The sequence below is a fragment of the Paenibacillus aurantius genome (assembly GCF_032268605.1).
Classification (GTDB): Bacteria; Bacillota; Bacilli; order Paenibacillales; family NBRC-103111; genus Paenibacillus_AO; species Paenibacillus_AO aurantius.
This window is the reverse complement of sequence record NZ_CP130318.1, coordinates 5,334,265-5,360,784: the sequence shown is the minus strand read 5'-3', so window position 1 is coordinate 5,360,784 and position 26,520 is coordinate 5,334,265. Positions and strand designations below refer to the sequence as shown.

The 26,520-nt window shown below is 53.1% G+C and carries 22 protein-coding genes and 3 pseudogenes; 22 read left to right on the top strand and 3 right to left on the bottom strand.

The window, feature by feature from the left end; all coding sequences use genetic code 11:
- Positions 1 to 33: 33 nt before the first annotated feature.
- Both MJA45_RS24195 and MJA45_RS24190 read right to left on the bottom strand, forming a co-directional pair.
- Positions 34 to 624 (bottom strand): TetR/AcrR family transcriptional regulator, encoded by a 591-nt coding sequence (locus MJA45_RS24195; RefSeq protein WP_315604460.1) that lies wholly within the window; start codon positions 622 to 624, stop codon positions 34 to 36.
- Positions 625 to 660: 36 nt separating this feature from the next.
- Positions 661 to 1,737 carry an alpha/beta fold hydrolase gene (locus tag MJA45_RS24190; RefSeq protein WP_315604459.1) on the bottom strand — a complete coding sequence of 359 codons (1,077 nt, stop codon included), beginning with the start codon at positions 1,735 to 1,737 and terminating at the stop codon, positions 661 to 663.
- Between the two features lie 231 nt (positions 1,738 to 1,968).
- On the opposite strand from MJA45_RS24190, the gene MJA45_RS24185 reads away from it, so the two are divergent.
- Entirely contained in the window at positions 1,969 to 2,241 is a 273-nt protein-coding gene (locus tag MJA45_RS24185) for an HAD family hydrolase (RefSeq protein WP_315604458.1), read from the top strand.
- A gap of 11 nt (positions 2,242 to 2,252) precedes the next feature.
- A pseudogene (locus tag MJA45_RS24180) lies at positions 2,253 to 2,648 on the top strand (HAD family hydrolase); the annotation flags it as partial.
- Between the two features lie 141 nt (positions 2,649 to 2,789).
- On the opposite strand, the gene MJA45_RS24175 reads toward MJA45_RS24180, so the two are convergent.
- Positions 2,790 to 5,960: a hypothetical protein gene (locus MJA45_RS24175; protein WP_315604456.1), complete on the bottom strand. Its 3,171-nt coding sequence runs from the start codon at positions 5,958 to 5,960 to the stop codon at positions 2,790 to 2,792.
- Positions 5,961 to 6,226: 266 nt separating this feature from the next.
- Between MJA45_RS24175 and MJA45_RS24170 the strand changes: the two genes are divergently transcribed.
- The 20 genes and pseudogenes from MJA45_RS24170 to MJA45_RS24080 all read left to right on the top strand — a co-directional run bounded on the left by MJA45_RS24170 (position 6,227) and on the right by MJA45_RS24080 (position 26,400).
- Complete coding sequence (locus MJA45_RS24170; protein ID WP_315604455.1) at positions 6,227 to 6,556, top strand: hypothetical protein; 330 nt, start codon at positions 6,227 to 6,229, stop codon at positions 6,554 to 6,556.
- 168 nt (positions 6,557 to 6,724) lie between these two features.
- Positions 6,725 to 7,315, top strand: coding sequence for a GNAT family N-acetyltransferase (locus MJA45_RS24165; RefSeq protein WP_315604454.1), 591 nt, complete (start codon positions 6,725 to 6,727; stop codon positions 7,313 to 7,315).
- A gap of 68 nt (positions 7,316 to 7,383) precedes the next feature.
- Complete coding sequence (locus MJA45_RS24160) at positions 7,384 to 7,848, top strand: DUF2691 family protein (RefSeq protein ID WP_315604453.1); 465 nt, start codon at positions 7,384 to 7,386, stop codon at positions 7,846 to 7,848.
- A 41-nt stretch (positions 7,849 to 7,889) separates the two neighbouring features.
- A complete protein-coding gene (locus tag MJA45_RS24155) occupies positions 7,890 to 8,498 on the top strand; it encodes a GIY-YIG domain-containing protein (RefSeq protein ID WP_315604452.1) in 609 nt (202 codons plus the stop codon).
- Between the two features lie 370 nt (positions 8,499 to 8,868).
- A complete protein-coding gene (locus tag MJA45_RS24150) occupies positions 8,869 to 10,251 on the top strand; it encodes an extracellular solute-binding protein (protein ID WP_315604451.1) in 1,383 nt (460 codons plus the stop codon).
- Positions 10,252 to 10,585: 334 nt separating this feature from the next.
- Complete coding sequence (locus MJA45_RS24145) at positions 10,586 to 12,028, top strand: extracellular solute-binding protein (protein WP_315604450.1); 1,443 nt, start codon at positions 10,586 to 10,588, stop codon at positions 12,026 to 12,028.
- A gap of 82 nt (positions 12,029 to 12,110) precedes the next feature.
- Complete coding sequence (locus tag MJA45_RS24140; protein WP_315604449.1) at positions 12,111 to 13,058, top strand: carbohydrate ABC transporter permease; 948 nt, start codon at positions 12,111 to 12,113, stop codon at positions 13,056 to 13,058.
- A gap of 13 nt (positions 13,059 to 13,071) precedes the next feature.
- Positions 13,072 to 13,908 (top strand): carbohydrate ABC transporter permease, encoded by an 837-nt coding sequence (locus tag MJA45_RS24135; protein ID WP_315604448.1) that lies wholly within the window; start codon positions 13,072 to 13,074, stop codon positions 13,906 to 13,908.
- Positions 13,909 to 13,927: 19 nt separating this feature from the next.
- On the top strand, positions 13,928 to 15,967 hold the full coding sequence (locus tag MJA45_RS24130) for a hypothetical protein (RefSeq protein WP_315604447.1): 2,040 nt from the start codon (positions 13,928 to 13,930) through the stop codon (positions 15,965 to 15,967).
- Positions 15,957 to 18,617, top strand: coding sequence for a hypothetical protein (locus MJA45_RS24125; RefSeq protein WP_315604446.1), 2,661 nt, complete (start codon positions 15,957 to 15,959; stop codon positions 18,615 to 18,617). The genes MJA45_RS24130 and MJA45_RS24125 overlap by 11 nt, the downstream gene beginning before the upstream one ends.
- A gap of 74 nt (positions 18,618 to 18,691) precedes the next feature.
- Positions 18,692 to 19,687, top strand: a complete 996-nt coding sequence (locus MJA45_RS24120; protein WP_315604445.1) for a Gfo/Idh/MocA family protein — start codon at positions 18,692 to 18,694, stop codon at positions 19,685 to 19,687.
- A gap of 31 nt (positions 19,688 to 19,718) precedes the next feature.
- Positions 19,719 to 20,669 carry a carbon-nitrogen hydrolase family protein gene (locus MJA45_RS24115; RefSeq protein ID WP_315604444.1) on the top strand — a complete coding sequence of 317 codons (951 nt, stop codon included), beginning with the start codon at positions 19,719 to 19,721 and terminating at the stop codon, positions 20,667 to 20,669.
- A gap of 25 nt (positions 20,670 to 20,694) precedes the next feature.
- Positions 20,695 to 20,997, top strand: a pseudogene (locus MJA45_RS28685) (Gfo/Idh/MocA family protein); the annotation flags it as partial.
- 107 nt (positions 20,998 to 21,104) lie between these two features.
- A complete protein-coding gene (locus MJA45_RS24105) occupies positions 21,105 to 21,710 on the top strand; it encodes a Gfo/Idh/MocA family protein (protein WP_407083074.1) in 606 nt (201 codons plus the stop codon).
- Positions 21,711 to 21,769: 59 nt separating this feature from the next.
- Positions 21,770 to 22,867 (top strand): Gfo/Idh/MocA family protein, encoded by a 1,098-nt coding sequence (locus MJA45_RS24100; RefSeq protein ID WP_315604442.1) that lies wholly within the window; start codon positions 21,770 to 21,772, stop codon positions 22,865 to 22,867.
- Between the two features lie 20 nt (positions 22,868 to 22,887).
- Entirely contained in the window at positions 22,888 to 23,694 is an 807-nt protein-coding gene (locus tag MJA45_RS24095; protein WP_315604441.1) for a sugar phosphate isomerase/epimerase family protein, read from the top strand.
- Between the two features lie 78 nt (positions 23,695 to 23,772).
- Positions 23,773 to 23,913: pseudogene (locus tag MJA45_RS28680) on the top strand (IS1595 family transposase); the annotation flags it as partial.
- 216 nt (positions 23,914 to 24,129) lie between these two features.
- Entirely contained in the window at positions 24,130 to 24,528 is a 399-nt protein-coding gene (locus tag MJA45_RS24090; protein ID WP_315604440.1) for a hypothetical protein, read from the top strand.
- A 204-nt stretch (positions 24,529 to 24,732) separates the two neighbouring features.
- Positions 24,733 to 25,974, top strand: a complete 1,242-nt coding sequence (locus MJA45_RS24085) for a cytochrome P450 (protein WP_315604439.1) — start codon at positions 24,733 to 24,735, stop codon at positions 25,972 to 25,974.
- A 27-nt stretch (positions 25,975 to 26,001) separates the two neighbouring features.
- Positions 26,002 to 26,400, top strand: coding sequence for a VOC family protein (locus tag MJA45_RS24080; RefSeq protein ID WP_315604438.1), 399 nt, complete (start codon positions 26,002 to 26,004; stop codon positions 26,398 to 26,400).
- The last annotated feature ends 120 nt before the right edge of the window (positions 26,401 to 26,520 follow it).

The window sequence follows — 26,520 nt, the reverse complement described above, 5'->3', positions numbered from 1 at the left end:
GATAAAAGAACCGCATGCGATTGCGGTTCTTTTTTATTTGGTCAGCATTCGCAGGAGGACGTCCACGTCCGGGAACCCATATTCCTCGTCCCCTTGTTCCTGCAGGATGAGACTGTTGACAACGGAGAAGTACCAGCAAAGCAGCTGCCGGGGATCCCCCGCTGCGAATTGGCCGGTCTCCTGGCCCTGCACGACGAGGGGCAGGAGACGATCGATCATCGAATCGACGGAATAGTGTTCGAGGATTTGAGCAAGCTCCGGCTGGAGACCGTTCGACTTTCGCGCTTGGAGAACGAGCATGAAGGCGAATTTGTTCTCTTCGTCCAGCATATTCCGAGTCAGCGCCTTAATCTGCTCGTAGGGGGTCCCGGGCAGCTGGCGGCTGTCGTCGATTTCGCTCTCTGCGGCTTCCATCAGCTCTTGGACGATCGTCGTGAAGAGCCTGTCTTTGGATTCGAAGTAGCGGTAAATGAGGCCCTCGCTAATGCCCGCGGCCGAAGCGATCATGCTCGTCTTCGTGCGGAGGAATCCGTGACGGGCAAAAACCTTCAGCGCCGCTTGCTTGATCTGTCGGGTGCGTTCGTCACGGATTTGATCCAATTGCTGTTTGGTTAAAGGAGACATGGACTCAAGCTCCGTTCTTGGATAATGTTGCTCCCATTATATCACATGCGGGATCGGGCAAGCCCCCGTTAGCGGCGGTCCGGACGTCTGGATCACAGGGAGGACGCGATGGAGCAACAGCTCGAGAAACGGTTCGGGGCGGGCAAAACAGGCGAGATGCCCGGCATTCGGAACGAGGGCGAATTCCTTGTGAGGCGCCTCGATGTCCTCGAAAAAGCTTTGCGCTGTCTCAACCGGCGTAACCCAATCGGTATCGCCCTGGAAGATAAAATACGGGAGCTCGTACCGGGTTCCGAGCTTGCGGGCGTCAAACGAGATCAATTCGTCATAAAGCTGCTCGAGCGAGTAGTTCATTCCTTTGAAATAATCGAGAATGTCCCGGAAGGAATGGATCGGCGAAGCCAGCATAGAAGGCAGGATGAGATCCATGATCATGTTGGGAGCGGGCGTGATGACTTTGACCATCCAGCGATTCTTGCGGTCGAACTCCTCCAGGCTCCACAGGGAAGGGTCGGGCCCGATTTGCTCGAAGAGCCGGATGCCTTTGACGCAGCGGGCCTTGCGGAGCCCCTCCAAATTCAGCCGGTACGACAGCCGGTGACCTTCGATGCCGACGTTCTGGTCCGTCCCCACATAGGCATGGAACAGCTCTGGCCGGCGTTTGGCCATCTGCATCCCGATGACGCTCCCCACCGAGCTGCCGAGAAGAATCAATTTGTCCTGCTGAAGCGCGTTAAGCAAGTATTGTGCCACTTCGATCCCATCCTGCACGAGCCGATCGAAGGAGATCGCCCCGGTGCCCTCCCTGCCGTGCTTTCCAAAAGTTTTGCCCGCTCCGCGCTGGTCCCACTGCACGATCGTAAAATGCTTCTCCCACGAGCGAAGCAAGGGGCTGAAGATGGAATAAGAGGAGGCCGGACCCCCGTGGATGAGGAGGAGAATGGGATTGCGGCGATCTTCCCCGCGTATCGAGATCCATTGTTCGATGCCTCCGATTAAGACATACCGGTTCTCCGCGATTCCGTCCGGTGAGGTCAAACGAAGCGTGCGGGCGTTTTTACGCTGATTGAACGTCCTCATCAAGAGATCCGGCAAGACATTGGTTTTGCTCATAATTCCTCTCCTTATTGTTTCAGTGTTTTTTTAATGAGTGAATTATTCACTCAAAAATAGAATATGCCTGAACCCATTTATTGTCAATCCTATTTTTTGAAACCGACTTTTGGGAAAAGCAAGCTATCATGACCGGCGGGGGCCTCTTGGCCTCCCGGTGTCTTCCCCAAAAAGGGAGTCCTACGCTTTCGTCGAATTTATAGAGAAAAGATTTTTAACCCGGGAGGGCATATGATTTTCTTTGATCTGGATGGAACGTTACTGGATTTTAAAGGGGCGGAGTTTCGGGGTGTTCAGGCCTTTCATCTGGAGCATGGTTCTAATCTTGGCTTGACCGTGGATCTGATGGAGTTCTATCAAGAGTGGTGTCAGATCGGGAAGAAGCATTATATCCGGTTCTTACAAGGAGAACTGACCTTCCGCCAGCAGCAAATCGAACGCATAAAGAATTGGCTGAAGGGCTTGAGGATGAGGCAGCGGCGGAGTATTTTCAGTGATATGTAAGGAGCTTCGAGACCCATTGGAAACCGTTTGACGATGTCATTCCGTGCCTGGAAGCCTTGAAAGGAAACCGGCTTGGGGTTATAACCAACGGGGATCGGACCCAGCAGCGGCAGAAGCTTGACCGGATGGGGATCGCGGATTATTTTGAAATCGTGGTCGCCTCCGGGGACGTCGGATATTCGAAGCCCCATCCCCGAATTTTCGAGGGGGCCGCGGAGCTCGCCGGACGTAAACTTAAAGAGCTTACCTACATTGGAGACGATTATGATTCCGACATCGAACCTTGTGAAGCTCTTAAGATACGAGGTGTATGGTTAAACAGAGGGAAGGAAGGTAAGGACAAATCTTTTCCACGAATGATCTCGACTTTGCATGAGTTAAAGGGTCATTTGCAGACCACGGTCTGACATCAACAGACTGCCGGGGAAGGCAGCCCTAATCGAAAAAATAAGGCAGCGCCGGGAACACCAGCGCCGCCTTTTGTTGTTGGTCCTTGTTTAGAAATATAGCCTTGTTCCAGGGTCCTAACCAAACGGATTACCGCTTGGTCACGGATTACCTGGAGCGGAACGGGGCATCCAAGGAGACAGGCTGACCAGCTCACCGTCCCGGAATGCTTTCAGCTGGATGCGATCTGCGTTCGAATCCACATCCTTGGGCTTGAAGGAGAAGTCGTACTCGGGAGCATCGGAAGCGCCAGGGTCCGTTTTGTCGACGGAGACCGTCTCCGTCGCGATCAAGCCGTTCGGGCCGTGGAGCTCGACTTTGACGACATGGCCCTTTTGCAGGGTGTCGAAGCTCAGCATGCCCTTCACGTGACCGCCGGGGTTAAACATCAAGCCGGAAAACCGGTTCGGATAGACACGGACGGAAACCGGATCGGAGGTGACCGTACGGCCGTCCAGTGTGATCTGAGCACGAATCTCCACTGTTCCGGCAGAGTTCGCATGAAGCTGCTGCTTGCCATCCACGGAGGCCACTTCCGGATTGCTAGACACGTACGAGACGGCCGCTCCGTTCCAAGCCGCTTTTTGGCCGTTCACGAGCCAGACCTCGGAGGAGAGCGCAGTGTTCTCACCGGCATACAGCTGTGAATTCGCAGCCTGGATGGTGGCATGGTCAATCTTTACCGGGATTTTGTACAGCTTGGAGCCGACCGTGTAGTAAATGCTGCCATCCGGACCGAGCGTCATCAGGTTAACGGTGCCGGAAACCATCTGCTTCGTCCGGAGGTCGGAAGGATCGACGGCAAAAAGCTGGCGGCCGATGGTCGTGTACAGCAGGCCGTCCGGCCCCCAGTGCAGGTAATAAGGCCGGTATTTGCTCGTATTGAATGGCGACTGGGTGACGATCTTGCTCTTGACGACCTGCAGGGTGTCCGGATTCATAGCGAACAAGACGGCGTTGTAATGGCTGACGGATCCGTCCGCTTTGTTTATTGTTTCATCCGCAATTCCCCACAGCAGCCCGTCGGGGCCGATCGACAGCTCTCCAATGACATTGAGCTTGCCGGTAACGCCCGGAATGCTCGGCACAAACGGAGTGGTCGACAGCTGCTTGGTGGCCGTATCGAAGACGAACATTTTCGCTTCCGTCTCGGTAGGTTCGATTCCAAGACCCCCCAGGCGGGAGGTGCCGCCGTACACCTTGCCGTTGTGGTAAGCCAAGCCGAACAAGCTTTGGTTCGGAACGAGATTGCGGAAGGTTTCCGTCTGGATGCTTACGCCTCCCGATCCGTCTGCGGCCGGCTGCTCCTTGAGAATCGTCAGGGCGCCGCCCAGCTTGCCGTAGGTCGGGAACGTCCCGATGAACAGCTGCCCGTCGCCGCTCGTCATCGTGAAGGGCCGGTCCTGCTCGTCCTCCAGATCGGCCGCCAGGCCCGGATTGCCGGTGACGAGCTCTGAAGCATTCAACGGCTTGGTCATATCCAGCCGGTACATTTTGGCGCCGGTGTACGTGCCGAAGTAGACGATGTCATTCAGGAAGCCGATGCCTTCCGGTTGATGGAAGCCCTGGTTGTTATAAATAAAAGAGCCGCTCTTCGTGTCATAGATGCTCATGCCGCGCTGGTAGCCGCCGGTATACACATAGTCTCCGTGGGCAGCCAGCGAATTCGTACTGGCAGGAGAAGGCGGGACCTGAGCCAGATGCTCTTCATACTGATTGGAAACCGGGTCGTACAGGAACGATTCGCCAAAGGCGGCCATGCCAGCAAGTACCTGCTTGCCGGCAAACTTACCGGAAGTCGGGGTGATCCAGGCGTGGGCCTTGACGGCCGTATCGTCCGGAAGCTCCGGAATGCCTTCTACCTTGGCAATCGTGTCGGTTGCCAGATTGTAAGAATACAGGTCCCCTTGAAGCTTGTAGTAAACCAGATCCGAATTATAAGGAGAGGGCGGAGATACCTTGGTTTGGAAATCGATCGTTCGGATAAAGACGCCGGTCGCTTCGTCGAGCACATGAAGCTTGGAGCCTCCGTAGACGAGCAGCTTGCCGCCGTAGATGTTGATTTCGGACAGCGTGCCGGAGGTGCCGGATACGCCCGGGATGGGGATATCCGTAATCTCGCCGGTGCTCCGGTCGTACCGGACCACGTAAGACGTAGTGCCAATGCCGACGTATACGTACTTGTCGGTGACACCCAGGCCGCGTGCGTACTGCTGGCCTTCTTTCATAACACCCATGTCACGGAAGGTGGCGGTGGCAATGTCGTATTCGAACACCCGGCCCAGATTGACATTGGAATAGGTGGAGCCGTACAGCTTGCCGTCCGAGCTGGCTTTCAGGTCAAATACTTGCTTGTTGGAGGGGTTCTGCCCCAGCGCTTCAATACGACGCTCATTGACCAGGTAGCGGTAAAGCTCGCCATTGGAGCAGAAATAAAGGTTCCCATCCGCTGCCTTGGTGAGTCCCCATACCGTATCGGAAGAAGGCAGGTCTTGAGAGAAAAGCTTCTCCCCGGTAACGGCATCCACCACATGAAAGGCCACAGGCGAGCCGACGGTGGTGACATACTGTTCATTGCGTCCCTCCGGGCCAGTCCCATAAGCAGCTGCTTGGGACAAGGCTATCTTCACCGCATCTCCCAACAGAACAGGTGCGTCATACGGCAAATCCAGGGGAGCAACTTCCGTCACCTTCTTGTGCTCCAGCCGGACATCGTCGATGTAAGCGGCAGTTCCGGTGCCCGAGCCGCCCATATAAAACGAAAGCTCGGCGAACTCAGCCCCCTCCGGAGCCTTGCCTTCTATCGTCATCGTCTGCCACCCGTTCCCCGACGATTGGATGCTGATAAGCTGGGTGTTAGCGCTGCCCGCCAAATCCGTATTGCTGCCGCTCTTCTTGAAGCGCAAGTAGCCCCTGACGCTCTTCGCTTCCACAAAGACTTTGGCGGTCATCCGGTACGTCTGGCCGGCCACTATGGGAACGCGATCACTGAAGACGTCGAGCGATTTCGTATTGTTGTTGTCGATGATCTTGATACTGCTGGTACCGGAAAATGCTTTGGTTTGAAGCTGCTGAACGTCTAAGCCGGTCACAGGCAGAGCCGGACTGATCGTCCAGCCGGTCAGTCCGGCTTGCTCAAAGCTCCCGTTGGCAACCGTCAACGGCTCATACTCGATTTGCTCCTCGGCATAGACGTTCCCTGCGGCAGGGATCATCGCCGGAACAGCCAAGGAAGTGCACAGCAGCACCTTAGATAACGATTTCCACTTCAAACAAAATTCCTCCTCCCGAGTAGTAACAGCATACATGGGACTGATGTGCGGGTCTCTAAGCGATATGTATACCATCTAGAATAAATTACCCTTTCGTGAAACCGCTGTCAATATGACTTTCCTAAACATTTATCGCCTACAAAACTCCTAGTTAGGGAAGGACACCTGGAGTAAACTCTTGTGGATCTTTCCTTTTTTATGGGTAAAAGTGGATAATGAAGGGGGGTTCTGGGTACCCAGTTCCCTCCAAGCAAAGGAGAAGAAAAATGCGGAAAGCTTTATGGATTTGGTTGGTGATTCTATCTACTTTGAATGGGTGCAGTAGCAGCTTGCCTGTTTATCAGGAAGAAAATAATTTTAGAACGGTAAAGATTAAGGGAACGGAATATGCTCTTCATAAATTAAGTTATGGTGGAAAAACGTACATCTCGGAGCCAGAACAGTATATCAATCCGGCCTTTTATAAGGACTTAAAGCTTGGCAAACAAATTGGCAAAACGGAGGGCGGGATGCGGATTTACCAAGTTAAGAACGAGGACGAGCGAGTGGTCATGATGGGGCTTATGTTTCCGGAGTTATTTTACAAGTTAGAATAGACGCATACTGGATAAAGATGGATAATCAAAGAAACTCTTGACCAAAGAAAAGGGATGAGCTGGAGCTTGAGAAGTGGTTATGATTTTATGCGGACACGACTGCTTTCTTAGAAGGTGAACCAAACAAGATTGCTATACTAGGGACAAAAGCTAGTGGAGGGGATGCCGATGGTCACTAATATTTGGTCAGGCACTAAAGTCAGACTACGTCCTGTCCAGCCAACGGATTGGCGAGCCTTTCATGAGAATGACCAAGACTCAGAGGGAGCTAGACTTTGTGACTCTCTTCATTTTCCGCGGTCTGAAGAAGGAACGAAGGCTTGGGCCGAACGTACTTCTTCCATGGGGGTGGAAGGAGATAATATCTTTCTTGCCGTTGAAACCTTAGAGGGGACTCTTGTAGGCAGTATAACGGCAAACCATTGTGATAGGCGTAATGGCACTTTTAAATACGGAGTCGCTGTCTTTCGAAGTCATTGGCGAAGAGGATACGCTTCCGAGGCCATTAGGATTTTGCTTCATTATTACTTTCAAGAATTGCGGTATCGTAAGGCGAATGCTCATGTCTATGCCTTCAACGAAGGCTCTCGTGCTTTGCAGGAGCATCTGGGCTTCATCCAAGAAGGGATACTCCGAGATATGATTTTTACGCAGGGCAGGCATTATGATGAGTATGTGTACGGACTTACGAAAGATGAGTTTGAAGAACTGAATAGGCTGTATAAGGCTTCCTATGAGCGTTCGGAGGGAAAGCAATGACGGAAGAAACGGGCTAAAGCTACCTGAGGGCAGGGGGGGGCCATATCTTGTAATAAAGGTGGGAATAAATGAAAAGAGGAATCCGTTTTGAGATACCCAATGAGTATGGAAGTTTCCTTGGAGAAATGCTTAAGCCTATGAAAATCACATCGTTTCATTGGTATGTCGGGAGTGAAGAAGCCTATTTGGTTAATGAAAATGAAATAGGTGAATCACTTTTCCCTGACGAGATACACGGGCTGGATGGTTTACTCCTTAAAGAGCTTATCGAAAAAGACACGTTCGTTATCTTTGCTAATTTAAAGGCATTTCCTAAAGATAAGAATGTAGTGGATGTTCATACTTATGAGGAATTTATGAATAGCCATTGTGAGCTCGTTTGTTTGGTAACCGACTGTGTTTATGTGGATATTTATTGTAAGGACAAAGCATTGCTTGAAACCCTATTTGAAAATGCAACAAGGAATCGGTTTGAAAATATCCATTATTTAACCAATGAAAATGACGATAGAATAAGGCTATCGGTATGGTAATACATTTACCGGGGTGGGGTATGAACAACCAATGTTCCCGATTGCATCAAATCGTGAGTACTAGGTCAAGATTCCATTTTCCAATTGAGTACACCCAAATCCCTAAGAATGGAATATACATTGTCTTCGAAAAGGGTGAGTCGGGGCATGGTGGAGAAAGGATAGTACGGATCGGAACACATACCGGAAAAAACCAGCTTCGGTCTAGACTGAAACAGCATTTTGTGCAGCAAAACAAGGACCGCAGTATCTTCAGGAAGAATGTTGGCCGCTGCTTCCTAAATCATGCTAATGATCCTTACCTCCCAATATGGGAGCTTGATCTTACGACAAGAGAGAGTAAGGCACGAAATGGGCATTTTGTTGATGGTGTCTACCAGCAGCATATAGAATCAAAAGTAAGTGAATACATTCAAAGCAGCTTTTCCTTCGCCTTGTTGGAAGTGGCGGAGAAAGAAGAACGCCTCTATTTGGAATCCCGGCTCATTTCCACGGTATCCTGCTGTACGGAATGTGGACCGTCCGGTTCCTGGCTGGGCCTTTCCTCTCCGGTCCAGAAGATAAAGCAAAGCGGCATGTGGCAGGTGAATGAGCTATATAAAGAACCGCTATCCGTTGAGGAGACTCGAGGATTAGCGGGATATCCATAAGTCCGCTGAAAGGGTAAAACCACTGGGAGGTAGAATGATCTCCAGTAAAATGGTTACATTCGCTACCGCCCCATTAAAATTTTAGTGGGCTGTATACACGAATAAACAATAAAGCGAATAACGTTACCATTGTCCGGGGCACTCCGTGAGTTGCTCCGATTCCTGCTGTATTTTTCTTGGGATTTTAAAGAAAAGTACAAGGGACGGAAGGAATTACTGGAGCACCGCCGCTTCTCCCTTCTCCATCATTGTACAGCAGATTGCTTTACAGTCATGCATATTTCCTATATATTTTTAGTTGGAGTCTAAAAAGGCAATACAACTATTCCAAATCGTTACAAATCGGTATCCAGGAAAGGTAGGGCCACGTATGGACTTCGACCATAAATCGGGCCGGGGTAAGTTCCGTTCCAAATTGCAGCATATGATCGAACGGCTGCGAAACGATATCCTGATCGGCACGTATAAGCCCGGCGAGTTTCTTCCTTCCGAGACGGCTTTCGTCAAGCAGTACGGGCTAAGCAACAAATCCGTTCGAAAAGCCCTTGACGAGCTGGTGGCCGAGGGTTTGATCGTTAAGATCAATCGGGTGGGAAGCAAAGTCACGGAGAAAGGGAGCCAATCCGCTGTCGTTAAGCTTGGCGTCAGTTCTTCCATCGAAGACGACATTGTATTGGCCAAGTTACTAGAAGATTTCGGCACTTTGCATCCCCATGTACACGTCAAAACCGTAACGATCACCCGGTCCGAATACGCAAGCCAGATCAAGAATTATTTGGAGAGCGGCCTGATTGATGCTTTTACGTTGAACAGCCTGCATTTTCAGGAGCTGGCGGAATCGGGAGCGCTGGAACTGGTGGAGCCGATGGAAGCGGATCGTGAAATATACCCTTTTCTGAACGACGTGTTCTGCCATGACAAGGAATACTTCGCCAAGCCTATCGTCTTCTCGCCGATTGTCCTCGCTTATAACCGCGCCCATTTTCGCGAAATGAACGTACCCGAACCGGACGGAAGCTGGACATGGGAAGACGCGCTGAAGCACGCCGCGACGCTCTCCCGGGTAAAAGGACGGCATGGCCTTTATTTCATTATGGTATCTTCCCTGCGGTGGCCCGTCTTTCTTATGCAAAGCGGCGAGGACTTCAAGCCCGATCGGAACGGCAAGTATGACATTGCCGGCAGCAAGCTTCTGGAGGGCATCCAATTGTCCAAACGTGTTATCACGACACAGGACAATTATGTAGGGTTCCTGGTCGAAGATAACAAAGACATCATGGATTTATTTCGTCAAGGCAACGTGTCCATGATGCTGGCCAGCTATATGTCGCTCAATGAGTTCAAGGAATCGACGCTGGATTATGACATTTCGCCCGCCCCGTTCCTGCACGACCCCTGCACGATGCTGCATGCCATCGGTGCTTCCCTTCGCCGAACGGACCAAGAAAATGGGGCGGCCCGCTTGTTGGTCGACTACTTGGGATCGTCCAGGGCGCAGCAGATTGTCCGCCAAGGGACGGTCAGTATTCCCGCCGTCCGATCCCTGAATGAATCGCCAATCGAAGAACCGGATCCGATTAACCGGCCGCCGCGGTATGCTTTGTATCGCGAAATCATGGCTTCTTACCAAACGCGCAGCAAGTTAAACCTATCCGCCCAGTCGTTCCATTTGCTCGGTAAACTATTGAAAAAGTATTGGTCTAATCTCATAGACGAGGACGAGTTGTGCGAGAAAATACGGGAGCAGTTATAGAAAAGGAGAAAGGAACTTGCTTTCTCCTTTTTTTGTTGTGTTCAAAATACAGCTGCGCCTTCCGTGATTTACCATTGCGTAATTTATTTGTTGACTGATGGAGTAAAAGCCTTTAGAATGACAACGTAAAGTAAATCAGTTTTACGGCAGATGCAGTACATATGATGGTTAATAATTTAATTTGTACATCAGTTTTTACCATTTCGAGGGGGTGCAGCAGGAGTTATTGAGGAAGGAAAGGCTATGTAAGGGGAAGTAGCGTAAAGTAAAGTAACGTAAAGGGAAGTAACGTAACGGCTGGTCATTTTATATTAATCGAGGAGGTTGTACCCAAATGAAAGCTCCTTTGAAAGCGGCTACACTTGCATGTGTCCTTACCCTTATTACCTCGTCTATTACGGCTTGCAGCAGTTCGAAGCCGTCCAGTGATACCGAGGCCTCCGGGACGCCTGGGGCAAAATCTGATGTATATGAGAACGGCTTGCCGAAAGACCAGAAGGTAACGCTGAAGATCGGCAATTTCGAGGGCGGCATGGGCCGGGAATGGTTCGATTATGCGGTCAAAACCTTTAAGGAGAAATACCCGAACGTCTCGATTGACGTGAACTCTTCTCCGAACATCAGTCAAATCACGCAAACCAAAATCGCAGCAAACGATAATGAGGACATGTTCGATCTATTCTCCGGAAGCATACCCGGGGGAATCACAAGCTACGCCGAGAGCGGTATGCTGGAGCCCCAAGATGATCTCTGGGATCGTAAAGCTAGTGATGGTAAAGGGAAAACCTTAAAGGAACTGGCTTTCTCCGGCACTTTCGAATCCACGCAGCATACACTTGGGAAAGTCTATTCCTTCCCGATTGCGGGCAGCGGCTCCGGCCTGATGTACAATAAGACGCTGTTCGAGGAAAAAGGCTGGAACCAGGCGCCCAAGACGTGGAGCGAGTTCCTGCAGCTCTGCGAAACGATTAAAGCCTCCGGCGCCATCCCGATTACTTTCCCCGGAATGTACCCGGATTATATCAATAATGGGTTCGGCACCGCCAAATTATACGAGCTGGCCGAAGCCAAGGGAAATTTGAAGCAGGTACAGGATAATTACCGCAATTTCAAGCTGCCGTATTATCTCGCTCCGGAAAATGTGGAACGCTGGAACCGGATCTATGAGATGGGCAAGAAAGGCTATTTCCCATCCGGCTTGGCCGCGCTAAACCATACGCAATCCCAAATGCAAGTTCTGCAAGGAAAAGCGGCTATGGTATCGACAGGCACGTGGGTGGAGAACGAGATGAAGGCTTCCACGCCGCAAGGCTTCAAATGGGGCTTTATGACCGTGCCGTTCGGAGAGTCGGAAAGCAATACCAAATGGGTGCAATTCACGCCCGGTTCGGGATTCCTGATCTGGGCGAAGAAGCCGGACCTCAACAAGAAATGGGCCAAGGAATTCATTGTTTGGCTGTGGAGTCTGGATGTGCAGGCACAGATTGCGGAAAAAGGCGGGATGCTTCCGCTGCGGGCGGACTTCTCGGAAGATCAGGCTCGTATGGCGAAGCTGCAAAGCGTGCCTAGCGCTTTCCTGGACTATCTGAAAAATAACAAGGTAAAGGTTGACTCGGGTTACTCCGACACGGTGTTGACAGATGAGGCTTACGAGCAATCGCTTAAGCTCATGTCCGAGTCGATCGCGCAAATCGCCACCGGCAAGCAGGAGCCGCTGCCGAAGCTGCAGGAAGCCGAAGCCTTGCTGAAAAAAGCCATTGAGGCACAGAAAAAATAGTGGGCCTTTGTAAAAGGGAGGTTAGCGCCTCCCTTTTATATCACCCAAGATCATATTCCCTATCAAGAAAGGAGCGCGTCTATTGACTAAGAATTCGTCAACCTTGACCTCCGCTCGTCCGAAGCTTAGTCAGCAGCTGCAGAAAGCCAGCTTCCAGAAGACGGTCTTTCTTCTGATTGCTATCGTGCCTACCTTCGGCGGTTACCTGCTATTTGGCTTGTATCCGAATTTAATGTCCGTCTACTATTCTCTGCTGAAATGGAACGGCATTACCAAGCCTAAGTTTATTGGGTTACAGAACTACGTCAACATGTTCCAAGATAAATATGTTTGGAGAGCACTCCTCCATAATCTGTTTTTCATGGCGACTGTGCCATTTTTCATCCTGGCCATCTCCGTGCTTCTAGCCTATTTGCTGACCAACAAGGGGTATAAAGGAACGTCCTTATTGAAAGTACTGTTCTTCTTCCCTAATGTATTGTCAACCGTTGTGGTCTCCTTGCTATGGGCGTTCATCTACGACGGCAGCTTCGGTCTGCTGAATGCTCTGCTTAAGCTCATCGGAATCGATATGCAAGGCTACTACTGGCTGGGAGATGCCCGCACGGCACTCACGGCACTCGTTCCTCCATCCGTGTGGGCGGGGGTCGGCCTGTATGTCGTTATCTTCGTTAACGCGATGACCACGATTCCGAAATCCTTGTACGAAAGTGCCATTCTGGAGGGAGCCGGAAATATGACGCGGCTGTTCCGCATTACGCTTCCCCTCATGACTCCGATCATCCGCGTGAGCGCTATCTTTCTCGTTCTGGGAACTTTAAAAACTTTGGATATGGTTCTGATCTTGACCCGCGGAGGTCCGGCAGGGTCCACCGATGTGATCGGATTGTATATGTTCAATATGGCTTTCGGGGAACAGGTTCGAAGTTACGGATATGCTTCTGCCATCGGCATGTTCCTGTTCGTCATTCTGGTTGGCGCGAAACTGGCGGTAGACAAGCTGCTGCCTAACCGCGAATACGAATATTAGAAGGTGGTAGAGCATGAAAGAACATCGCACGGCTTTCGATTTGATCTGGTGGGTTGTTCTCGCCGCCTGGTCGCTGTCCATCTTGTTCCCGGTTGTTTGGGTCATATACGAATCGTTGAAAACGAATCAGGAGTTCTTCCAGAACGTTTGGACGCTTCCGGAAACGCTGAACTGGGGCAATTATCTCTCGGCTTGGGAGAGATTTAAACTTGGGACCACCTTGCTTAATACGCTGTATTATGTGGGCGCGAGTCTGGTAATCGGCACATTCCTTACCTCTTTGAATGCGTATGCCCTCACCCGTATGAATTTTAGAGGGCGGAAGCTCATTTGGAGCCTAATTATGCTGTCCCTGTTTTTGCCGGGCATCAACGCCCTCATCCCCCAGTATATCCTTATGCGTGATCTGCATTTGACCAACAGCCTTACCGGACTCATCATCCTGGACGTCCTGGGGGAAAATGTCTTCTTTCTCATGCTGCTTGGCGGGTTCATGCAATCGCTGCCTATGGAACTGGAAGAAAGCGCGAAGATCGACGGCGCTTCTCTTTTTAAAATATTCTCGCGCATTATTATGCCGCTCGCGATGCCCGGCGTTATTACGGTGGCCATCTTCAAATTCCTCGGTCTGTATAACACCTTCCTGCAGCCGTTCATCTATCTGAGCGACTCGAGCAAATATACGATCGGCGTGAATATCTACCAGGCGAACATGCGGATGCAGTATACGAATGACTGGGTGACGCTGTTCTCCGGTGTTGTGATTACGATGATTCCTTCTCTTATCGTGTTCATTATCTGCCAGAGGTGGATTGTGGAAGGGGCCACCATGGGTTCAGTGAAGGGATAACGCTAGGGAGGGACAACCAATGGTTACGGACAAATGCAAGGAGAACCCGGACGGGTTTGCGGATAGAGTGAACCGATTCGCCGCCAAGGCTGCAGAAGCCGCTCGCGGCTGGTATGACAGCGAAGGAGAGTGGATCGCGGACAGCTTGCCGGCGGATACAAGAGAACGATTTTGGCTGGCGGAATTGCTTTATGCTGCGGGGGAATCTTCCTGGGCCGACGCCATTGTCCTAAGGGGAGAAGTACCGGAATACGGCGAAGTCCCCTTCGGGATCTTCGAGACCAATCTAGCCACCAGCCTGCTGGTCGGCCATCGCGATAAAATGTCGGCGGAGGTTCGCCAAAAGCTTGAACGCTTGGTGCGGGAAGGCTTTTCCTTTAAGCCGGGAAACCGGCAGCCCGACTATCAGTTTCACGGCTATAACGACAACATGCCCGCCAAGGCCACGATGGGGCTGATCTTGGGCGGGGAACTGCTCGGATGCCAGGAAGCCGTGGAGTATGGATTGTGGAACTTACGGCAGTTCAAGGCGTCGCTGGTTAGAAACGGTATCAACAGCGAGTTCAACTCGCCTACTTATGCAGGGTTGACCATCCGCGCTTTAAGCGAAATCGCCGAGCATGCGCATGATGAGGAAGCCCGAAGCTTGGCCCTTGGCATCGAACAACGCTTATGGCTCGATCTTGCGGCGCGGTTCCATCCGGAGATGGGCGTGTTGGCGGGGCCTTATTCCCGGGCCTATACGGTGGATTGCGTCGCACATGCCAGTGGTGTCTCGAGCTTGCTGTGGTTCTGCCTGGGTGAACGGGTCCATCCTTCGCCGATGGCCTTGTTCGATCTGCCGCAGGATCTCGTTCTCCATCATATGGGGGATGTGCCGTTCAACGCTGCCCAGTTCAGCTGGTTTGCCGGCGGCCGCTATCATATTCCAGACGAAGCTTATGCCATGTTCACCTCCAAGTCCTACCCGTTCAAGGCGGTGGCCACTTGCGAGCTGGGAGCTAGTGCCGACACCGATTTCCTCGCCCGTTCGGGCCGGATCGAGACGGTCCTGTTTCCGGACTTCGCCTTGGGCACCTCCAGCACGCCTTTTGGGAGCATCGCGCAGAACCAAAGCTACTTCGTCACCTATAAACGGCGTGAGCACGTTCAGTCCTTTCGGGATATCGGCACGGTGTTTACCAAGCTTGTCCTAAACGGAGAAGTGCCCGGAACGACAGCACATGCCATGGACGGCGACCGGGTCTACCCGAATGCCGGCGAAGTGGATAACCTGGCTTCCTATGCCAACACGTTTACCATGCAATCCGAATCCACGGCCATGGTGCTGACCCATCCGGTATTGGATGGAGAGGCGGCGATGAAGCCGCTGACGGATGTAAGCGAGCTGATCATCTTATCGACGCACGGTGGTGACGTGGAGGAGCTGATCGTGGGCGGGGTTCCAAGGAAGGAATGGTCCGGAACCGTCGAGCAGGGCCAATGGATCGCCTGCCGCTCCGGAAGAATGCTTGCCGCCTTCCGTCCGATGGCCTATACCCGACTGCCTGACCCGGTCAAGATTTCTCTAGAGTCCAACGGGAAGTACAAATACATCCGCATCCAATTGTACAACGGGGAACCGAGATGCTTCTCGCGCGATGAAATGCGGCTCCTCTCGAGCGGATTCGTCGCCGAACACGCCGGAATCTCCGACTATTCTTCCTTAACTGCTTTCGCGGAAGAGCTTGGGGCCGCCCGGTTCACCGACTATTACTGGACGACACGCCGGGCGCGCTACCGGCGTCCAGCCGGCCGTACCAGACCCGCGCTGGAGCTGGAGACTTCCTGGAGTCCCGGCGGCCTATCGCCGCGCTATGCGACGATTAACGGCCGCCGCGTCGAGCATCCGATCGTCGAGATCGACGGGTTGAACACCGCGGAGCTGCCTTTGTTGAAGGAACCCTTTACCCCGATTCCTCCTTTCTTCCCTTGGAAGGATTTTTCGGTGATGTGGGGCTATGTTCCTTATGCCATCGGAGATCGGGAAGAGGGAAAGGAGAAGGCTTATGATGAATAACGATCTCGTCGCTTATTTGCAGCCGGCGCCTAACCGGTATGATCCCATGGAATGGCGCGACGTCACCGGTTATCTATCGGACATCAAGGTCGAACCGCATCGCCTGGTGCTGAGAGCCGCCCTGCCGCCCGGTCTCTATCACTTCCGGCTGGAAACGAAGGATGGCGCGTTCGACATGAATACGGCGGCAGTCCCTATGGTCCAGGTTCCCGATGGCCGGCTGGAGTCCGTCGGCCCGTGGGATTTGGACCACCTAAGCAATGTCATGGCCATGCCGATGGCCCGAACCTATGTGAACGGCCGGCTGGTAGGCGGATTGTGGTTCGATATGCCGGGGCCGGAAGAGGTTGCGAACAGCCGGTTAAGAGCGGAATTCGGCATTGAAGCAACAGAAGGCGAGACGGAAATCAAGCTGGAGTTCGTCGAACGGGATCGCGACCGCATCGACTGGCAGCGAATCCGGTTCCTCGAGATCCGCAAGGACGACCGCTCCTGGCGCGAGCTTCTTCCTGCCGAGCAGAGCCGGCCCCGCCTATATTTGAATGCGGAGGATGCCGATCGCCTGCGGGAGCAGCTGATCGGCCGTCCGGAATTCGATCGGATATGCGATCGGATCCGGAAGGACGGATCGGCGGGCGAGGTCGATTTCGATCTTATTTGCTTGGCGCATCTGCTTACAGAAGACCAAGAGATCGGCCAAATGATCAAACGGAGGGTTCTGGAGGTATGCTCTCTTCCCACCTGGTCCGGCAAAGCGGATCCACTGGTAATGGGAGGAGACAACGACCGCGGAATTTCCCTGAAGCTGTACATGACCGCCCTCGCCTGGGATTGGTGCCGGGAATTATTCGATAGTAACGAGCAGGCCGTCATTAAAGACAAAGTCGGCACCTATCTGCAGAAAATATTCGATTTCACCGTGCTGCAGCGGGCGTATATGGGCTGTCCGTCACCGGAGCCGCATTCGCTTGGCACCTGGAACGGCACGGCGATCGCCTGCATGGCGTTTTACGATGATCTTCCCTTGGCCCGCAAAATTTTGCCCTTCTTCCATGGGCTGTTTTGCGACAGCCTGCGTCTATACCCGTTGGACGGAAAGAACGTGTGGGTCACCTATTTTCCGTACCATTTGGTTCGTTATTTGGCGGCCGCGCACACCTTTGGCGGGCATCGCCCCGAGCTTAGCGACAGTCCTTTCCTGGACCGTCTCGGCCATGCCATGCTCGCTTGCTTCAACGCTCCTAACAGCCAGGAGCTGCAGCGTGGCTTGCGGACGAAGGAGCATCGTCATCTGGCGGCCTACCTGAACCGCTTCCATCCGACACCGGATATCTCGTCCATCTACGAGACCTTTGTCGAGCAGGAACGTAGAACGGCCGGCGATGTCGCCTTGACGCTATTCGATCTCCTGTACGCGCCGCGGACTTCGGCAAGCCCGGCGCCGTTTCCGCACGCGCCCTTTTTCGCGAAGGATATCGGCATGATTACATTCGCTTCCGAAGGCCAATCGGCCATTACCGGCTCACTCAGCGCCGGCCTAAAGGCAGGGCGCTCCGTCAGCTTCCGGATCATGCCGCACAATCGCGAGTTCGTTCCTTCCCTGGGGAGTCTCCAGCTTAACGTGGACGGCAGTCCGGTTCTCGTGGATATCTCGTCCTATGGTCAGGACAGCTCGCTAAGCAATACGATGTGCTTCGAGGATGGCGGCATCTATACGCAAGGGCAGTACCTGAGCGGGAATGTCGGGCCGGAGAAGAGCTCTTATATCCGCCGCCTCCTGATAACCGATCGGTTCCTCTACGCTCATGCCGTCCTGACGGACGAACTGCATCCGAAGCACCAGGTGAATCATGCGGAGCGGATTCTGGTCGTGGACCTGCAGAGCGGAACGATGGTGATCTCCGATTCGTTTGAGGGCGAGCAGCTGCTGCGCTTTGCGACGCATTTGCACTGCTCCGGCTCCGTCACGGAATGGGGGGCCGGCCAATACCGGCTGACGGGCGGGCAGGCCAATCTGATCGCCGGTATTAAAGACGGCGACAAGGGCTTGACCGATGAGGAGAAAGGCGAGATTTACGTAACCATATTGAACGATAGGCAGGACTGCGCGGTACAGATCGAGGAGCCGTCCTGGCATCCGAGCTATATTTACGGCCTGAATGGAAATGCCGGCGAGCAGGACATCCGGTTTGGCCGGTTTCCGCGTTACCGGCGTTGGCGTTTGGAATACCCTTCACGGGTGAAGAGCGGTGCCTTTCTATTCGCGCTGACCGGCAAACCCGGCGAAGTATCGGCAGAGGGAAACACCGTCCGCTTTGCTGGCGGCGCCCGTCTCTTGTTCGCCGATAACGATCCGTTCCGGATAGCCGGCTTGGAAATGAAGGCGGAAGCGGTCTTGGCCGATAACGGCGAGCGGATGTTGGCCATTATCGGCGCTCGTACGCTCCGCATGGGAGAATGCACGCTTGTCTTTGATAGCCCCGTCGATTTGGAAGTGGAAGTATCCGATGGCGAGTTGGCTGGAGTCGTTTATGCTCCCACCCGTCATTTCCTTTCGACTGGCGAAGGAATCCGCGTGAGCGATTGGCAGTATGCTCCTCATCACAACCGCAGCCACAATCCTTGGATGGCACAGATCCAAAGCTTCTGACGCCAGGCTGCTTGGGGAGAAGCTGTTCGATGCCAGCAACACTAGATAAACTGCAGGACGAGGGAGAGAATACATTGCGTACATTTAGAGCCGGTGTGATCGGCTGTGGAAGCGTGGGGAAAGTTCACACCGAGTGTGTGAAGCAGCTCGACGGTTTCGATATGGTGGCCTACTGCGACATTTTCGAGGAGAATGCCCTATCGCTTCTGGAACAATACGGAGGCGAATATGCAACGAGTGATATCGACCGGTTTTTTGCCGACGATTCCCTTGATGTCATCTACGTGACCACTCTGCACGACACGCATGCGGAATACAGTATCCGGGCCCTGCTGTCCGGCAAGCACGTGATGGTCGAGAAACCGTTGGCCTTAACGGCGGAAGAGTGCGTTCGAGTGGGGGACGCGGTGAATCAATCGGGTAAAAAGCTGATGGCTGCTTTCAAATTGCGTTTTCACGAAATGGTTCTGAAAGCGAAAGAGCTTATTCCGAATCCGGTTATGGTATCGATGCAGTTGATGGATAACCGGTGGGGAGATCATATTTGGGCGAACGATCCGATCAAAGGCGGCGGCAACATCTTGTCGCAAGGATGCCATGCCACTGACATTCTTCGGTTTGTAGCCGGCGGCGACCCTGTCGAAACTTACGCAACAGGCGGCCACTATTACCAGGCGAACGGTCTTCCGGACAACATATCCGCGGTTTACCGCTTCGATAATGGCGTGGCCGGCAATTTGATCGTAGGCGATGCCAACACTCCGTCGTATACGAGCAAATTTTATATGCAAATTTTCGCCGAGGGCAAGTCGGTGACCTTGTCGGATCGTCTTACGACGCTGACCTACAACGCGGCGGACGAAGAACCGGTCGTCTTCCGGAGCACGGAAGCCGGAATGCTCGAGGAAAACAAAGCCCTGCTTCAATGCTTGCAGCAGGAAACGGAGCCTCCGGTCAATCATATCGACGGATTGTATTCCACTTTAATGATTATGCAGGCGATCGAATCCCTAAATAGCCGAAAGCCCGAACCGATCCGCCCCCTGATCGAGCAATTGAACTGCCGCTAAAGAACGATGCGGCGAAGGAGGTAATCCTGTCATGGCCAATTATGTGAAAATCAGCTGTTTAACCGCACCTCCGCTGCGGGTCGGAGAGCACGAGGATGATCAAGAAATCGTTTATAAAATCATCGCCTACTGGCGGGAGCAATTGGAGCAGGTTTTGCCGGATCGTCCGGATCTCATCCTGCTGCCGGAAATGTGCGATGCGCCGGACGGCGCCTTGTTCCCCGCCGCCCGTATGGCAGACTATTATCGCCAAAGAAAGGATCAGGTTCGCGACTTCTTTGCAAAAGAAGCCAGCGAGCACGGCTGTTATATGGCCTACTCGGCCATGCGTCTGATGACGGACGGTTCTTTCCGGAATTCCATGCAGCTGATCGGCCGGGACGGCAAGGTTGCCGGTGTCTACAACAAGAATCATCTCTTGATCGAGGAATGTACCGAGAACAATGCCCGTTATGGAAACGAAGCGCCGATCATCGAGACGGATTTCGGCCGTGTCGCCTGCGTGATATGCTTCGACTTGAATTTCGACGACCTGCGTCTTCACTATGCACAGGCAAAGCCGGATCTCATCCTGTTTAGTTCAATTTTCCACGGCGGATTTATGCAGCAGTATTGGGCGTATTCTTGCCGCGCCCACCTGGCCAGTTCCGTCTATCCGACGACGCCGAGCCAAATCATCACGCCGGTCGGTGAAATTATCGGCGCCAGCACGAACTATTTTCATCACGTCACACGCACCGTTAATCTGGATTGTGCGGTCATCCACCTTGACCATAACGCCAAACACTTCCCTGCCATCAAAAAGAAGTACGGCAGCAAAGTGAAAATCGACGATCCGGGAAGACTGGGATCGGTGCTAATTTCAAGCGAAACCGAGGAATTTACGGTGCAGGACATCCTGACGGAATACGGGCTTGAGCGCCTGGACGATTATCTCGCCCGTTCGTTGAACCATCGTCACGCACCTGGAAATATGGAATGAGCACACAAGGAGAGGGGGCGGCACAATGAGCCGCAAATTTCGGTTCGGCATCGTCGGAGCGGGAGCCATCACCCCGCTTCATGCGGAAGCGGTGCAGCAGCAGGCAGACGCGGAGCTTGTCTCCATCTGCGATATTCGCAAGGAAAGGGCGGCTGCCCTGGCGGAAACCTACGGGATTCCCAACGTGTACGACCGCTACGAGCTGATGCTTCAACAGGATGATCTGGACGTCATCTGCATTTGTCTGCCCAACGGCTTGCATGCCGAAGCAGGCATTGCGGCTGCGAAGGCGGGCAAGCACATCTTTTGCGAGAAGCCCTTGGACGTGACGGTTGAGAAGATCGATGCTCTAATCGACGCTTGCCGGGAACATCGCGTCAAGCTGGCGACGGTGTATCAACGGCGAATGATGCCGGAGGCGATCGCGGCCAGACAATGGATCCGGGAAGGCAAGCTCGGCAAGCTGGTGCTGGGGGAGCTTATCTCAAATATCACCGGGACGAAACGTACTACCAGGCTGCCGGCTGGCGCGCCACATGGGAGGCGAACGGCGGCGGCGTGCTGATGAATCAAGGCGTTCACGGCATCGATCTGCTGCAATGGATGATGGGGGATATCGCCTCCACCTTCGCTTATACCGCTCCGCTCGTGCATAACGTTCCGGTCGAGGACACCGCCGTTGCCGTAATTAAATATGAAAGCGGCGCCTTCGGCGTCATCGAGGGAGCCATATCGGTCTATCCCGATCAAGAGTCACGATTCGAGCTGCACGGATCCAGAGGCACGATCATCTTCACGGATAGTGGAATCAAGCAATGGGATGTGGTCGATGATCAGGGGAACCGGGTGGAATACCTGAACCGTGACACATCGGGGACGGCCTTTGCCCAGGCCCATCGTACGCTGATCGCCGACTTGATCGATGCGATCCGCAACGACCGGGAGCCGTTAATCAACGGAGAAGAAGCAAGAAAAGCCGTTCGGGTCATCCGGGCGATATACGAGTCTTCCCAGTCGGGCAAAGAAATCGTGTTGTCGTAGGCTGGACCAGCTGGAAAGAAGACCGGACTTGGATTCTAGGAGAAAAGGGGTACTTATCGATGCGATTTTATTTAATTGGTGCGGGCGTCATCGGCAGAACGCATGCCGAAGCCATTCGCAAGCTGTCCCTGGAGGAAGGGGTAGAGCTTAAAGTGGCGGACCCCAACCCGCAAGCAAGGTCCAGCTTTGCCGAGCTGTTCCCGGAGGCGGTAGTTTTCAGCGACGCACAGGAGATGCTTTCGGAAAAAGCCGAGGATGATGATATCGTGATTGTCGGGACACCTCCCGTCACGCACTGCCCATTATCCAAGCTGGCGCTGGAATCGGGCCGCCATGTTTTGTGCGAGAAGCCGCTTGTCATGAACCGGGAGGAAGCCCAAGAGCTGCTGGAAACCGCCAACAAGCATGGCCGCTTGATCGGGTGCTGCAGTGACCGCTTCCTCGGGCTCCCCAAGATGGAAGAGGTCAAGAAGATTGTCCACTCCCATTCGCTCGGCGATATTTACAAGGTTACTTTTGTCCACCGCAGCCAGCGGTCGCGCCCGGGGATCGAATACCAGCCGGAAAGCCGCTGGTTTCTCGATCGCTCCAAGTGTGCGGGCGGCATCGTGATGGACTGGGGTCCTTATGATATAGCCGTTATTAACGAGCTGCTGGCCCCGGTTTCCGTGAAGGTGGCGGCGGCCTGGACCAGCCAGCCGAAGACACAGGTGGATCCGACCGACATCGTCTATGATGTGGAAGGGCACGTTGGGGCTATGCTGAACTGCCGCTTGAAGGATTCCCGCGAAGTCAGGGTTCACTATGAACGGGCTTCCTGTACACATGGCGAACCTTACAATCGTGTGGAAATCGAAGGCACCCTTGGGGCGGTGAGATGGTCGCCTTATTTCGGATCGGATGGTGTGGTGACGACGTACGACGAGAAGGGAGAACCGAAGTCCAGTGAGCGGCTGGCTGCGAACGAGAGTGGATTCAAATTCCTGGATCATCCGGTCCTCTTTTTTGTCCGCAAGGTCAGGGGTGAGGAGTCGCCGGCCATTGTGAACGACCAGGCTGTTTTTAATTTCTCCTGTCTGCAGGCGATCTACGATTGTGATCTATCCGGTCAACCGCAAGTGGTCGAGCTTGGGCAGCCTCCAACCGTACATAAGTGATCAAGGAGAGGAGCTGAAACATGGACATTAAAGGATTCTCGTCCGCAATGTTCGGGTGGAACATCCCCTATTGGAGGGAGAACAAAGAGCCTGCCCTGGAGGAGATCTTTCGCCATTGCGCGGAAGCCGGACTCCATGCGGTTGAGCTGGATGCCTCTCCGGAGAAAGTGCAAGCGGCTCAAGCTTACGGCTTGGCGGTTTCCGGGACGTATATTGGGCTGGACCTTCATGAGCTGTTCGAATCGCTCGATATCGAGAAGAGCATCCTGCCGGCGGCGAGGCGGCTTTCGGATGCAGGCGGCAGCGATCTCATCCTCAATGCCAATCCGAAAGGGGGCTGGGGGAACCCTCAGCCCAAGACCGAAGAGGAATTCAAGCGGCAGGGGGCTAACCTGGCGAGGATCGCAGCCGCTGTTCGTCCCTATGAGCTCAAGGTATGTCTCCACAACCATGCAGCGGATAACCATAACGCGGAAGGCGACCTGCGCTCTGTTGTGGACTATGCCTCACCTGAAGTTCATCTTTGTGTCGATACCGGATGGGCCCATGTGGCCGGGGCCGACCCTATCCAGTGGATTCGGGATTACCCCCAAAGAATCGCAGCGGTGCATTTGCGGAATCAGATCGGGGACGTTCCGACGGAGGATATTCTGGAGGGCGAGATCGACATGCCCGAGCTGGTTCGAACCCTCCATACTATCGATTACCGAGGCTGGTTGTGCTTCGAATTATGGCACCGCGAGGATACCTTCCCCAAGCGCACGATGGCAGAAGATATGAGAAGGTCAGTCGAAGCCCTGAAGCTTTGGTTGGATGAGATAAACTAAACGGTACCCTGTAGAGCTGACACTTAAAAAAGTCTCTCTATAGGGTGCTTTTTTTGCGGAGAAAGAAATCGAGCCACTTTCCGCCCCAAGTCCGACGGAAAGCAGCGTGTGAAGGGTATTTACCAGTTTTAGAATCGTTAATAGCTACTACAGCCGATTAAAGCGTTGGATTGACCGCTTTACTGGCACTGGAACCAATATTCGCAACATTATTTAGCTTTGATTTCGTTATTTAGACAGCAAGGAATAAGAGAATGCGGCATCGAATATAGGCTGGTTACCTCTTGCCTGTTTCATGTCAATGAGACGAACAGCAAGCTTAGACAGTCGGTTTTCTCCTTTTAATAACCGTCACCAGTTGACAGAATAAAAAGGCGGTGGTCGAATTGGAATCAAACGACTCGGATAGAAGTCATTTGACAAAATGGCTAGTCTTTGGAGCATTTGCTTCTGCTTTGTTTTTGTTACGTGAACAGACCACATACTTTTACGCAGTTAATCCAGGTGCCGATTTCCTCGGTCGAGACCCGGCATTCTGGCGATGGCAGGTATTACAAAACAGAGGATAAGGTGTTGACCTCCAAGTACCAGTATGCGATGGAATCCATGAGATTCCGAAAGAAAATCTTTCCCTTCCCTGAATCCGAAGGCGGTTCCTCCATCACCGTCACTGATGCCAAGGGCGTAACGCATTCCATTCGTTCAGGACCCCGTAACTTTTTTTCAATTGATGGTGTATGGTACAAAGCCAGCAGCAGTAGAAATTCCGAGATGGCTTGGAAAGGGTTTTCTCAGAATTTCTACAATGATTCAAATCGTATGCCGCAGAAATAACAGACGGATTATACGATCATAAATTCAGCCGCCTTTACAAGGGAAGGCGGCTTTATCATAGCCAATAAAAATGAACTACTCTAACCCTTCGGCCGCCCATCCAAAAGCTATATTCAAAGGACCAATAAAATAGTAATATTATGGAAGTCAAGCGGTGCAGCTTGACCTGAGCTGATCAAAGTATCGTTAGAAGGTGGTATGACGGTGGAATGGCCTATATCCTCCAAGCAGCCTGACATTGCAGCATGGTTTCGCCAATATTCGGATCCCCTTCATCGGGATCCCTATTCGTTTTACCGGTACTTGCTTGAGGAAGAACCGGTTTACTTCCTGGAGGAACGGAGAACCTGGGTGGTCTCCCGCTATGAGGACGTGACTCAAGTCCTTAAGGACCCTGTATTTGTAAAAGAATACCGGAATGCCGTCCCCCTGCCCGAAACCGCTCAAGCGGCGACCTTCTCTAGAAAGATAGACGAGCTTTTCTATCATTCCATGTTGAATCGCGATGCCCCGGTACATACCAGGCTGAGGAGATCGGTCAGTCATGCCTTTACACCCAATAGGATGACACGGCTGCAGCCCAAAATTATCGAAATCGCGAAACAGCTGGCTCATCAATTGGAGGGAGAGGCAAAGCCTGATTTGATCGCTTCCTTTGCGTTTCCGCTGCCTGTCATCGTTATTGCCGAAATACTGGGCGTACCGGCGGAAGACCGTGAGCTGTTCAAAGCTTGGTCCCACACTTTTGCGCGGGATCTGGATGGAACCGACACCTCCCCTGAATTTGCGAGCCGTGCCCGCCAAGCCGGGGACGAGATCTCCGATTACTTTAAATGTATGATCACCGAACGAAGGGCGAGACCGCGTGAAGATTTGATAAGCGAAATGCTCGCTTCTCAACAAAGGGAAGAAGGACTAACCGATCTGGAAATCATCGCTACCTGTACGCTTCTGCTGGTAGCCGGTCATGAAACGACAGTTAACCTTATTGGAAACGGGGTTCGTACGCTGCTGACTCATACCAATCAACTGGAGAAACTGCTCCATCGGCCCGAATGGATGCCTTCGACGATTGAGGAGGTTTTGCGTTATGAAAGCCCGGTCCAGATGACCTCCCGTTTCGCCTCGGCCGATTATGAGCTCCGCGGCAAGGCCATTCGTCAAGGGCAGTCCGTCCAAGTCATGCTCGCTGCGGCAAACCGGGATGCCGCCAAATTTCATCAGCCGGATCGATTCCTTATAGACCGAACGCCCAATCCACATATAGCCTTCGCCACCGGGTCCCATTATTGCCTGGGGGCTCCTCTTGCCCGGATGGAGGGGGAGATCGCCCTGGCTGCGCTGCTGAAACGATTCCCGCGTATGCAATTAGCGGCGGAGCACCCGGATTGGCGCCCTCTGATTTTGTTCCGGGGGCTCTCGTCTCTTTTGCTGCGGTTAGAATAAAGATAAAGATGGTAGGAGGAATACCTAATGGCATTTCAAGTGAGAAACTATGCGGTTGTCCAATTGCCGGTTCGTGACCTGGAGGCTTCCTTGAAGTGGTACCGGGAGAGGCTGGGCATTCCCTTCACGTTCCAATACAAAGAAGGGGACCAAGAGGCTTGGCTGAACGTCGGAGGGGTCGGGCTGGGGCTGATTCACTGCCCGGAGGTGCCGAACCTGGATTTCACCAACAGCCAGGGGCAGCTGCAGCCGTTAATCTCCCTTCAAGTGGACAACATTCACGAGGCCCACGAGGAGCTAAGGAAGAACTGGCCCGACGTCGGCGAAATGGTGTACAAGCCCCAGGGCGGGTACAGCTTTACCTTCCGTGACCCGGACGGCCATCTGGGCAATTTGTGGGGCGGCTGGCCCAAGGAAGATAACTAGACGTTATAAGCCGGAAAAAGGGCTCGTCATGGGAAAATGACTGGCCCTTTTTACCTTCATTAATATAGTCGGCTCCGGTACCCTTCTTCGAGACGGGCCGCCAAAGCATCGGGTGTCACT